The 11,621-nt window shown below is 72.0% G+C and carries 7 protein-coding genes; 4 read left to right on the top strand and 3 right to left on the bottom strand.

The window, feature by feature from the left end; all coding sequences use genetic code 11:
- The coding region (locus tag MXD58_RS10265; protein WP_250609252.1) for a PucR family transcriptional regulator at positions 1–469 on the top strand (469 nt) is incomplete at its 5' end.
- Between the two features lie 46 nt (positions 470–515).
- On the top strand, positions 516–2,648 hold the full coding sequence (gene uvrB, locus MXD58_RS10260; protein WP_248839953.1) for an excinuclease ABC subunit UvrB: 2,133 nt from the start codon (positions 516–518) through the stop codon (positions 2,646–2,648).
- 78 nt (positions 2,649–2,726) lie between these two features.
- Here the strand turns inward: uvrB and coaE are convergent, their stop codons facing one another.
- Positions 2,727–3,353 (bottom strand): dephospho-CoA kinase, encoded by a 627-nt coding sequence (gene coaE, locus MXD58_RS10255; RefSeq protein WP_248839954.1) that lies wholly within the window; start codon positions 3,351–3,353, stop codon positions 2,727–2,729.
- Positions 3,354–3,583: 230 nt separating this feature from the next.
- On the opposite strand from coaE, the gene MXD58_RS10250 reads away from it, so the two are divergent.
- Entirely contained in the window at positions 3,584–4,369 is a 786-nt protein-coding gene (locus MXD58_RS10250) for a hypothetical protein (protein ID WP_250609251.1), read from the top strand.
- An 88-nt stretch (positions 4,370–4,457) separates the two neighbouring features.
- Positions 4,458–5,588 carry a M4 family metallopeptidase gene (locus MXD58_RS10245; RefSeq protein ID WP_248839956.1) on the top strand — a complete coding sequence of 377 codons (1,131 nt, stop codon included), beginning with the start codon at positions 4,458–4,460 and terminating at the stop codon, positions 5,586–5,588.
- On the opposite strand, the gene MXD58_RS10240 is transcribed toward MXD58_RS10245, so the two are convergent.
- Positions 5,509–8,463: an EAL domain-containing protein gene (locus MXD58_RS10240; protein WP_248839957.1), complete on the bottom strand. Its 2,955-nt coding sequence runs from the start codon at positions 8,461–8,463 to the stop codon at positions 5,509–5,511. The two genes, MXD58_RS10245 and MXD58_RS10240, sit on opposite strands and share 80 nt — an antisense overlap.
- Before the next feature lie 417 nt (positions 8,464–8,880).
- Positions 8,881–11,580 (bottom strand): DNA polymerase I, encoded by a 2,700-nt coding sequence (gene polA / locus MXD58_RS10235; RefSeq protein ID WP_250609253.1) that lies wholly within the window; start codon positions 11,578–11,580, stop codon positions 8,881–8,883.
- Positions 11,581–11,621: the final 41 nt, after the last annotated feature.

The raw sequence follows: 11,621 nt of genomic DNA, 5'->3' as shown, positions 1-11,621 counted from the left end.
GCTGCGGGCGGAGCCGGGGCTGGTCTGGCGGATCGGGGTGAGCCGCGCGCGCAGCGGCGTGGCGGGCGTGCGCATCGGGTTCGAGGAGGCCCGCTCCGCCGCGGAGCTCGCCGGCAGCCTCGGCCTGGACGCCACCGTGGTGCACACCGACGACCTACTCATCTACAAGGTGCTGGCCCGCGACCGGGAGGCCCTGACCGAACTGGTGGAGGCGGTGCTCGCGCCGCTGCGCTCCGCACGCGGCGGCGCCGGCCCGCTGATCGACACCCTCGACGCCTACTTCACCACCGGCGGGGTCGCGCTGGCCGCCGCGCGCCGGCTGCATCTGTCGGTGCGGGCGCTGACCTACCGCCTCGACCGCATCCACACCCTGACCCGGCACGACCCGACCTCACCGACGGACCGTTACGTCCTGCAGACCGCGGTGCTCGGCGCCCGGCTGCTGGGCTGGGATCCGGCCGACGGCTGAGCGGCCCGCACGGAAACTGTCGGAGGTCTGTGGTGTTCTGGAGGGCGTGACCACAGCGTTCGAACGGCCCACCACCGACCTTGAGCGGACGCGTGCCCCGTTCGAGGTCATCTCCGACTACGCGCCGGCCGGGGACCAGCCCGCCGCCATCGAAGAGCTGGCCAGGCGCATCGGAGCCGGCGAGTCCAACGTGGTCCTGCTCGGCGCCACCGGTACGGGCAAGTCCGCGACGACGGCCTGGCTGGTCGAGCGGCTGCAGCGCCCGACGCTGGTGATGGCTCCGAACAAGACGCTTGCCGCGCAGCTCGCCAACGAGTTCCGGGAACTGCTGCCGAACAACGCCGTCGAGTACTTCGTCTCGTACTACGACTACTACCAGCCCGAGGCGTACATCGCGCAGACCGACACCTACATCGAGAAGGACTCCTCGATCAACGAGGAGGTCGAGCGCCTGCGCCACTCGGCCACGATGAGCCTGCTCACCCGCCGCGACACGATCGTCGTCGCCAGCGTGAGCTGCATCTACGGCCTCGGCACGCCGCAGGAGTACATCGACCGGATGGTCCGCCTGCGCGTCGGCGACGTGATCGAGCGGGACGTGCTGCTGCGCCGTTTCGTCGACGTCCAGTACGCCCGCAACGACCTGGCGTTCACCCGGGGCACCTTCCGGGTCCGCGGAGACACGGTGGAGGTCTTCCCGGTCTACGAGGAGCTCGCCGTCCGCGTCGAGATGTTCGGCGACGAGATCGAGCGCCTGACCTACCTGCACCCGCTCACCGGCGAGATCGTCCGCGAGGTCCCGGAGATCTTCGTCTTCCCGGCGACGCACTACGTCGCCGGCCCGGAGCGGATGGAGCGGGCGATCGCCGGCATCGAGGTGGAGCTGGCGGAACGCCTCGCGGCCATGGAGCGCCAGGGCAAGCTGCTGGAGGCCCAGCGCCTGCGGATGCGGACGACCTACGACATCGAGATGATGCGCCAGGTCGGGTTCTGCTCGGGCATCGAGAACTACTCGCGGCACATCGACGGCCGCGAGGCGGGCACGGCGCCGCACACCCTGCTCGACTACTTCCCCGACGACTTCCTGCTGGTGATCGACGAGTCGCACGTGACCGTCCCGCAGATCGGCGGGATGTACGAGGGCGACATGTCCCGCAAGCGCAACCTCGTCGAGCACGGCTTCCGGCTGCCCAGCGCGATGGACAACCGCCCGCTGCGCTTCGAGGAGTTCCTGCAGCGCATCGGCCAGACCGTCTACCTCTCCGCCACCCCCGGGCCGTACGAGCTGGGCCGGGCCGACGGCGTAGTCGAGCAGATCATCCGTCCCACCGGCCTGCTCGACCCGGAGGTGATCCTCAAGCCGACGAAGGGGCAGATCGACGATCTCGTCCACGAGATCCGGCTGCGCGCCGAGCGGGACGAGCGGGTCCTGGTGACCACGCTGACCAAGAAGATGTCCGAGGACCTGACCGACTACCTGCTCGAACACGGCATCCGGGTCCGCTACCTGCACAGCGAGGTGGACACCCTGCGCCGGGTGGAGCTGCTCACTGAGCTGCGCCGGGGCGAGTTCGACGTCCTCGTCGGGATCAACCTGCTCCGGGAGGGCCTCGACCTGCCCGAGGTGTCGCTGGTCAGCATCCTGGACGCGGACAAGGAGGGCTTCCTGCGCTCCGACAAGTCCCTGATCCAGACGATCGGCCGCGCGGCCCGTAACGTCTCCGGCCAGGTGCACATGTACGCCGACAAGGTCACCCCGTCGATGCGCCACGCGATCGACGAGACGAACCGGCGGCGCGTCAAGCAGATGGCCTACAACGCCGAGCGCGGCTTGGATCCGCAGCCGCTGCGCAAGAAGGTCGTGGACATCCTCGACGACATGGTCCGCGAGTCGGCCGAGGGCGAGCTGGTCGGCGGCGGCGGGCGGGCGCAGTCGCGCGGCAAGGCGCCGGTACCCGGGATGAAGTCCCGCGGTGGCCGCGACGACCTCGTCGGCAAGTACGCCGCCGAGCTCGCCGGCATGCCGTCGCACGAGCTGGCCCAGCTCATCCGCCAGCTCGACGACCAGATGCACGAGGCGGCCCGGGACCTGAAGTTCGAGCTCGCCGCCCGGCTGCGCGACGAGATCGGCGAGCTGAAGAAGGAGCTGCGTGGCATGGGCGCCGCCGGCGTCCAGTAGCGGTAAGAAGCGGGCGCCCCGCCGGCCGCTCGCAGTGCGGGGCAGGCCGGCGGTTCCCGGCCAGCCAGCGGTGACCGGCTACACCGGCGGGTGCTCGGCCGCCGCGTCGGCGGCGGCCTTGGCCTCGCGGCGGGCTTCCAGCTCGCGCCAGACCTCGGCGACGCGGGTGTCGAGGTCGGCGAGGTCGCCGCCGTTGTCGATGACCACGTCCGCGACGGCACGGCGCTGTTCGTCGCTGGCCTGCGAGGACATTCGGGCGAGGGCCTCATCGCGGGGCAGACCGCGCCCGGCAAGGCGCTCCAGCCGTAGCTCCCGGGGCGCCTCGACGACGAGGACCAGGTCGTAGCTGCCCGCCGCGCCCGTCTCGACGAGCAGCGGGATGTCGTGTACCGCGATCCCGTCCGGGTCGAGGCCGGCGATCCGCTGCTGCGTCCGCGCGCGGATCAGCGGGTGCACGATCGCCTCCAGCCGGGCCCGCGCCGCGGGATCGGCGAACACGACGCGACCCAGCGCCGGCCGATCCAGGCTGCCGTCCGGCGCCGCCACGGCCGGGCCGAACGCGGCCAGCACCGCGGCGAGCCCGGGCGTGCCCGGGGCCACTACCTCCCGCGCGATCCGGTCGGCGTCGATCACCGTCGCGCCCCGGCCCTCGAGCCGCGCCGACACCGCGCTCTTACCCGAACCGATCCCACCTGTCAGACCCACCGTGAGCACCCTGCCGAGTCTGCCAGCCCGGTCCACCACGCGCGCCGACCACCCGGTGCCCGCCCTCTGGGACTCGAGCGGGCCGTCCCGGCGCACGGCACCCACCTCGGCCGCGCCGGCCTGCCGGCGGGCCACGGGCCGGCCGTTGGCAGACTGACGTCGTGGACGAGGGGGATTCGGGGATCGCTTCCGGCCGTTCCGCCCCCCGAACCGTTGACGTGGCCGTTGACGTGGCCGTTGATGTTGACGGTGACGGTGACGGTGACGTGGCCGTCGGCGGGAGCGCGGGCGGCGGGCGCGGGCGGCGGGCCGCGGCGGTCGTCCACCACCTGTGGCCCGTGCTGCTCACGGGCACCCTGCTCGGGCTCGGCTGGCTCGGGCTGGGGCTGCTGCCGGTCCTCGCCCGACGGGCGCCGCTGCTGCTGATCGCCCTGCGGCCGACGTGGGGCGTGCTCGTGCTGGTCGGCGCTTCGGTGCCGTTCCTGCCGGCGCTGCTGATCGCCACGGTGCTGCGCTGCCTGCTCGACGTCGGGTACTACGCGATGGCGCGCAACAACGTCCGCTCGTTGCTGCTTCGATCGATGGGAGGCGGACGGCTCGTCGCGGCGCTCACCCGACCGAACACCCAGACTCCGCTGCTGTGGTTCTGCCTGCTGAACACGAACATGGCCGTGGATGCGGCGCTCGGCGCCGGTGGTGTGCCGCTGCGGCGGTTCCTGCGGTTCCTGGTGCCTGGCTCGGTGCTGTCCAGCCTGGTCTACCTGAGCGCGGCGCGGGCGGTGACGCCCTGGATGCGCGGCGGCGTCGACTGGCTGGACGCGCGCCTGACCTGGTTCGTGCTCGGCGGGCTCGCCCTCGCGGTCCTCCGACTGGCCGGCGGCCGGGCCCTGCGGCGCCTGCGATCACGGCGAGGGGCCGCCGATCGACCTCGGGGTACCGGTCGCGCCACGCCGTACCCCGACAATCACTTCCCGCATGCAAATCATGACTCTCTGGACACGTCTCCGCGGGAGTAGCAGGCTCGGACGTGAGCGGCCCCCGCCAGGCCGCCGTCTGTCACCCGGGTTCCACCCGGTCGTCGCCCCCTTACCCCCGGAGCCGACCATGCACCAGCCGCACCGCACCGCGACGTGCGCCGTTCCGCCACACGTCCTCGAACGGATCGTCCGCAACGGCAGCGACCAGCAGCGATCCTGGGCGTTGTCCACCCTGATCCAGGACGGTTCGCACCGCACGCTTCGCGACCACAACGCCCGGCTGCGGGCCGCGCGCCGCGGCGTCGAGCCGCGCGGGCCCGTGCCGCTGACCGGCCCCCGCCGGTCCGTCTCCGACGCCGGCGGCGCCGAGACGCTGCCGGGCCGGCTGATTCGGGTCGAGGACGGCTCCGCCGTCGCGGATCCCGCGGTGAACGAGGCCTACGACGGTCTCGGCGCCACCTTCGCCTTCTTCTCCACCGCCCTCGGCCGCGACTCGATCGACGACGAGGGGATGGCGCTGCTCGCCACCGTGCACTACGGCGATCACTACGACAACGCGTTCTGGAACGGCCAGCAGATGGTCTTCGGCGACGGGGACGGGGAGCTGTTCCACCGGTTCACCGGATCGCTGGACGTCATCGGGCACGAACTCACCCACGGCGTGACCGAGGACGAGGCGGCATTGATGTACCTCAACCAGTCCGGCGCCCTCAACGAGTCGATCAGCGACGTCTTCGGCTCCCTGGTGAAGCAGTACGCCCGGGGTGAGACGGCCGAGGAGGCCGACTGGCTGATCGGCGCGGGGCTGCTGACCGACGCGGTGCGCGGGGTGGCCCTGCGGTCACTGAAGGCCCCCGGCACCGCCTACGATGATCCCGTGCTCGGGGATGACCTCCAGCCCGGTCACATGGACGCCTACGTGCATACGACGATGGACAACGGCGGAGTGCACATCAACTCCGGCATCCCGAACCGCGCCTTCTACCTCGCTGCTACCGCGCTCGGCGGCTTCGCGTGGGAGAAGGCGGGCCGTATCTGGTACGAGAGCCTGCGCGCCGGCCACGTGCGGCCGAACGCGACCTTCCGGACCTTCGCCGCCGCCACCGGCCGCCAGGCCGCGGTGCTGTTCGGCGCACGGGAACGTGCGGCGGTCGAGCAGGCGTGGCGTGCTGTCGGCGTCACGGGCGCAGAGCCGAGCCGGCGGCTGGGTGACCCGCGGCCGCGTTCGCCTGCTCCGGATCGGCGCGCAGCCGGATGAGCGTGTGGGCCGCCTGACGGGCCAGCACGGTGAGCGCTCGGACGATCACAGGGTCGACGTCATCGCGCGTCTTCTCCCAGCGGGCTCCGATCACGCCGAGCAGCCCGCCCTCACCCGGCAGCGGCAGGACGAACAGCGAGCCGACCCTGAGCGGATCGAGGTACCCGGGCGTCATCAGCGAGGAGGCGCTCCCGTCCTTGAGGAAGACCGGGCACTGCGTGCGCATCACCCGCTCCATCAGCAAGGTGCGGTCGCGCTGCGGCTCCTCACCGACGGAGACCATCGGCACCGTGCCGGGAGCCTCGCAGGCCCCGACCACCCGGTAGAAGGTCGAACCCGGTACCTGCGCCGTCATCAGCGCGACCTCGGTCGCGTCGAGCAACGCCCGGGTGACAGCGGTGATGATCGTCCCGGCCCGGTCCAGATCATCGGGGAAGGAGAGGCGATCGAGGTCGGCGAGCGCGCCGGCGACGGCCCGGAAGGCGGTGGCCTCCCGGCCGGCGTCAAGCAGCGACGACACCTGACGCGACAGGTCGACCAGATTCGCCCGCTGTCCGGACGTGAGCCGGCGCGGCACCCGGTCGACGACGACCAGCGCGCCGAGGACCCGGCCGTCCTGCGCCGCGATGGGCATGCCGGCCGCGAATCTGATCTGCTCGTCGGCGGCATAGCGGCGGTAGGGGTGGCCGCCGCCCGCGAGGTCCTGGACCTCCACGAAGGCGCGCTCCGCGACGACCCGGGCACCGATGCCGCACTTCTCCGCGATGATCGACAAGGCAGGTCCCCGCCGCGTCTTCGACCACACCCCCCGGCGTCCGTCGAAGACGATCGTGGCCGCCAAGCAGCCGGTCGACCTCGCCGCGATCGACGCGAGGTCGTCGAAGGCCGCCTCCGGCTCGGTGCGCAGAACATGGTGATTGCCCAGGGCGGCGAGACCGCTGAGATCGGACGGCTCGCGGACGCCTGGGCCGGCGGGGATCGCCTCGGCCGGTGTCGTGTCGGCGGCGCGGTCCGCCGAGCCGGACCCAGCCAACTCCTCCTGTCGGGATGGCGCCGCCTGGTCCGCGCCGGGCGGAGCCGGTCGCCGTGGTGCGGCGGGCGCGCGAGCGCGGAGCAGGCCCGAGAGCCGCGCAGCCGGCAGCGGGTCCGAGACTGCCTCGCCCTGGAGCAGGTCACAGCCCAGATCGATCATCATGGCGAGGGTGCGCTGGCTTGCCACACCTTCGCAGACCACCCGCAGCCCGAGCCGGTGTCCCAGGTCGACCACGGAGCGCACGATCGCCGCGGCGGGCAGGTTGCCACTCGCGTCGGTGACGAAACCACGGTCGATCTTGACCTCGTTGAAGGGCAGCGCGTTGAGGATCTCCATCGAGCTGTAGCCGGTGCCGAAGTCGTCCAACGACAGGTTGATTCCCTCGGCCCGCAGCTCGCGCAGAATCGTCGCGGCCCGCGCCGGATCGGCGACCAGCACGCTCTCGGTGATCTCCAGCGTGAGCGACCGGCCGGTCAGGCCATGCGAGGACAGGGCGCCGACGACGCGCTGCGGCAGATCGTCGAGCACCAGCATGCGCGGGGAGAGGTTCACCGAGACCACCAGATGCAGGCCCGCGGCGGCCCAGGCCGCACACTGCCGGCACGCTTCGTTGAGGACCCAGCCGGTCAGGTCCGAGATGATGGCCGAGCGCTCGGCCATCGGCAGGAAGGCCCCGGGTGGCAGCAGCCCACGTGTCGGATGCTGCCACCGCAGCAGCGCCTCGACTCCGACGATCTGTCCGGAATGCGCCGACTGCAGCGGCTGGTAGAACAGGACCAGCTCGTCCCGCTCGATCGCGACGCACAGGTCGGCGTACAACGCGATCTCCTCCGGCTTCACGCCGACGATCGCCGGGTCCCAGACCCCGATGCTCTCCCCCGTTCGCCTGGCCCGGGACAACGCCGAATCCGCGCAGGCCAGCAACTCCGCCACCGTTCTGCCGGCGTGCGGAGCGACGGCGATCCCAGCCGACGCATCGAGGGCGACGTCGACGCCATCCACCTCGAACGGTCCCTGCAACTGGCGCAGAACCCGCTGGCCGAGCGCACGAGTCGCCCCGGTCAACGTCGCCGCAGGCGCTGCACAGATGAGCACGAACTCGTCCCCGCCGGCCCGGCCGACGAGAGCGGGGCTCGGCGTGAGCCTGCCCAGCGTCCCCGCGACGGCCTGCAGGAGCCGGTCTCCGCCGGCGTGCCCCAACGCGTCGTTGAACTCGTGGAAGTGATTGATGTCGACCAGGACGAGAACCGCCTCGCGCCCGGACGACCGGATGTCGGCCACCGCCCGCTCGCCCCGCTCGAGAATCCCTCGACGGTTGGGCAGCCTGGTGAGGGTGTCCGTCTCCTTCGGCGGCAGCCGTACGCGGAACAGGCCCTTCACCATCACGCCGACCATGACCGTGCAGAGCGCGCTGGAGATCGCGGGCGCGCCCACGCCGCCGGTGTCGCCGTGGGCGGTCGCGCCGGCCAGCAGCGCGACGACGATCAGCCCGACGACCAGCACGGCGGCGCCGGTGCGGATGAGGGCGACCGACGCGCACAGCGGCGGAAACCACACCAGGTACATGGCCGCGGCGGCCGCCGACGGGGTTTCGGCCACGCCCAGCGCGAGCACCGCCGCGAAAGTGAGGGCCGCGACCGGGGCGACCCAGACGCGCCGTGGCTGAGCGACCAGCCCGGCGATCACGTTGAGCACCGACACCGCGAGCGCGACGAAGGCCTGCCAGCTCAGGCGATCCGGCGAACCCGGAGTCAACAACACCAGCAGAAACAGCGCGACCGCGCCCAGCGGTACCAGGGTCAGCAGCCGCGCACGGTCGACATACGCATGATCGCTGTACACGAGCCGCGCCCTCCCCCGTCGCCCAGGCCCGGCGGGGCCGCGCCCCACGAATGCCGGCCCCGGGGCCACGTCCCGCGGAACCGGCCTTGCGCAGGCGTCGCGCCACAGCCAACCGGGCGCCGGCATCCAGCCGGCGACCGCAGTGGATACCAGCAGGCGTCGCACCTGGGCATACCCACTGGGACGACATCTTCCACCGTGCTCGAACGATTCACGATGGCCGCATTGTTCGCGAATCGGAGCTTGACTGCCCATCGGCGACGAACAGTCGTGGCAGAAATCCGGGAGAAGGCGCGAATACCGGATTCGACATTCATCCCGCCGCTGGCGGCAGGCAGCGCGACCGCGACGGCCTCCCGCCAGAACGGGTGTCAGCGCCCCGCGACGGGCCTGCCGATCCGCCGCGGCGCGCCCCGCTCAGTGGGCGGCGTCGTCCCAGGTCCGGCCGGAACCGACGCTGACGTCCAGCGGGACCGACATGGTGTACGCGGAGGTCATCTCGGCTCGGACGAGGCGCTCGACGGCCTCGTACTCCCCGGGCGCGATCTCCAGGACCAGCTCGTCGTGCACCTGCAGCAGCAGCCGGGAGGCGTGACCGCCGGCCCGCAGCGCCCGGTCGACGCCGAGCATCGCGATCTTGATGATGTCGGCGGCCGAGCCCTGGATCGGGGCGTTGAGCGCCATGCGTTCGGCCATCTGCCGGCGCTGGGAGTTGTCGCTGGTCAGGTCGGGCAGGTAGCGGCGCCGCCCGAGAATCGTCTCGGTGTAGCCGTCGCGGCGGGCCTGCTCGACGACCCCGCGCAGGAAGTCCCGCACGCCGCCGAAGCGGGCGAAGTAGGCGTCCATGTGTTCGCGGGCCTCGTCCGGCGCGATGCCGAGCTGGGAGGCGAGCCCGAAGGCGCTCAGCCCGTAGGCGAGCCCATAGGACATCGCCTTGATCCGTCGGCGAAGTTCCGGGTCGACCTCGCTGACGGGCAGGTCGAACGCCTCGGCCGCGACGAAGGTGTGCAGGTCCTCGCCGGAGCCGAACGCCTCGATGAGGGCCTCGTCGCCGGACAGGTGCGCCATGATCCGCATTTCGATCTGGGAGTAGTCGGCGGTCAGCAGCGTCTCGTAGCCGGCGCCGACGACGAAGGCCTGGCGGATCTGGCGGCCCTCGGCGGTGCGGATCGGGATGTTCTGCAGGTTCGGGTCGGTGGAGGACAGCCGCCCCGTCGCCGCGATGGTCTGGTTGAACGTGGTGTGGATGCGGCCGGCGTCGTCGATCATCGGCAGCAGCGAGTCGACGACGGTCTTGAGCCGGGCCACGTCGCGGTGGCGCAGCAGTACCGGCAGCAGCGGATGGTCCGACTGGACCGCGAGCCAGGCCAACGCGTCGGCGTCGGTGGTGTAGCCGGTCTTGATCTTCTTGGTCTTCGGCAGGCCCAGTTCCTCGAAGAGGATCTGCTGGAGCTGCTTGGGCGAGCCGAGGTTGAACGACCGCCCGACGATCTCGTGCGCCTGCGCGGCGACGTCCGCGACCTCGCCGCCGTAGTGCTTCTGCAGCTCACTCAGATGGTCGTGATCGGCGCCGATCCCAGCGCGCTCCATCCCGGCGAGCACGGTGACCAGCGGGAGTTCCATCTCGCGCAGCAGCGTCGCGGCGCAGCGGCGTTCGAGGTCGGCGTCCAGCTCGTCGGCGAGCTCGAGGCAGGCGCGCGCGCGCAGCGCGTCGGCGCGGGACTCCTCCGCCTCACCGGAGCCGTCGAGGGTGAGCTGGCCGTTGGCGGCGGACTCGCCCGCGACGTCCCGGTGGAGGTAGCGAGCGACCAGGTCGGCCAGGTCGAACGAGCGCTGGCCGGGCAGGGCGAGATAGGCGGCGAGCGCGGTGTCGCTGGTGACCCCGGCCAGTGGCAGGCCGAGCTCGGCCAGCGCGAGCATGGGGCCCTTGACGTCGTGCGCGGCCTTCGGCTGGTTCGGGTCGGCGAGCCAGTCGCCGAGGACAGCGAGATCCGCCGGGGTGAGCTGCGTCGGATCGATCCAGGCAGCGGCGCCATCGGCCGAGGCCAGGGCCAAGCCGGCCAGCACGCCGGTGCCCCGGCCCCAGCTCCCCCGGGGGTACAGGCCGGTGCGGCCGACGCCGCGCGCGTGCCGCGCCAGCCAGCCGGCCACCGCGTCCGGTTCGAGGATGGTCAGGTCGACCTCGAAGCCCTCCTCGACCGGCGGCGGGGTCGTGGCCAGCGCCGCGTAGAGACGCTCACGCAGGACGCGGAACTGCAGAGTGTCGAAGAGCTGGTGGACCGCCTCCCGGTCCCACGGGCGCAGGCGCAGCTCGTCCGGGCCGACCGGCAGCGGCACGTCCCGCGCCAGCTCGGTCAGCGACCGGTTGCGGATCACCGAGGACAGGTGGGCGCGCAGCGACGCCCCGGTCTTCCCGCCGAGCTCGTCGGCCCGGTCGACCAGCTCGGCGAGGGAGCCGAACTGCTGGATCCACTTGGTGGCGGTCTTCTCCCCCACTCCCGGCACGGAGGGCAGATTGTCGGAGGGGTCGCCGCGCAGCGCCGCGAAATCCGGGTACTGCACCGGCGACAGGCCGTACTTCGCCTCGACCTCCGCCGGGGTGAACCTGGTCATGTCGGAGATGCCCTTGCGGGTCATCAGCACTGTCACCCGCTCGTTGACGAGCTGCAGCGCGTCCCGGTCGCCAGTGACGACCAGGACCTCCATCCCCACGGCTGCGCCGGCGGTCGCCAGGGTGGCGATCACGTCGTCGGCCTCGAAGCCGGCGGCGCTCACCCCGGGCACCGCGAGCGCGTCACAGACCTGGTGGATGAGGCTGACCTGACCGGTGAAATCGGCCGGCGTCTCGGCGCGGCCGGCCTTGTACTCGGCGTACTGGTTGTGGCGGAAGGTCGGCGTCGGCAGGTCCCAGGCGACGGCCACGTGGCTCGGCCGCTCGTCCCGCAGGGCGTTGATCAGCATCGAGGTGAAACCGTAGACGGCGTTCGTCGGCTGCCCGGTGGACGTCGAGAAGTTCTCGACCGGCAGTGCGTAGAACGCGCGGTAGGCCAGCGAGTGCCCGTCGAGCAGCAGCAGGCGCGGCACCGGCATCCCGTTCGTCGTCGTCGACCGCACCATCGCCGTCGCCGGCGCCCGCTCCACCGACCTGTACACCCGCA

Source organism: Frankia sp. AgKG'84/4 (assembly GCF_023242965.2).
Lineage (GTDB): Bacteria > Actinomycetota > Actinomycetes > Frankiales > Frankiaceae > Frankia.
Note: the sequence above shows the minus strand (reverse complement) of the source record. Positions and strands in the feature narration are given on the sequence as shown.

Bases quoted from the DNA above. Each gene is read 5' to 3' on its own strand.
- MXD58_RS10245 (WP_248839956.1), top strand. From the start codon at position 4,458: ATGCACCAGCCGCACCGCACCGCGACGTGCGCCGTTCCGCCACACGTC.
- polA (WP_250609253.1), bottom strand. From the start codon at position 11,580: ATGGTGCGGTCGACGACGACGAACGGGATGCCGGTGCCGCGCCTGCTG.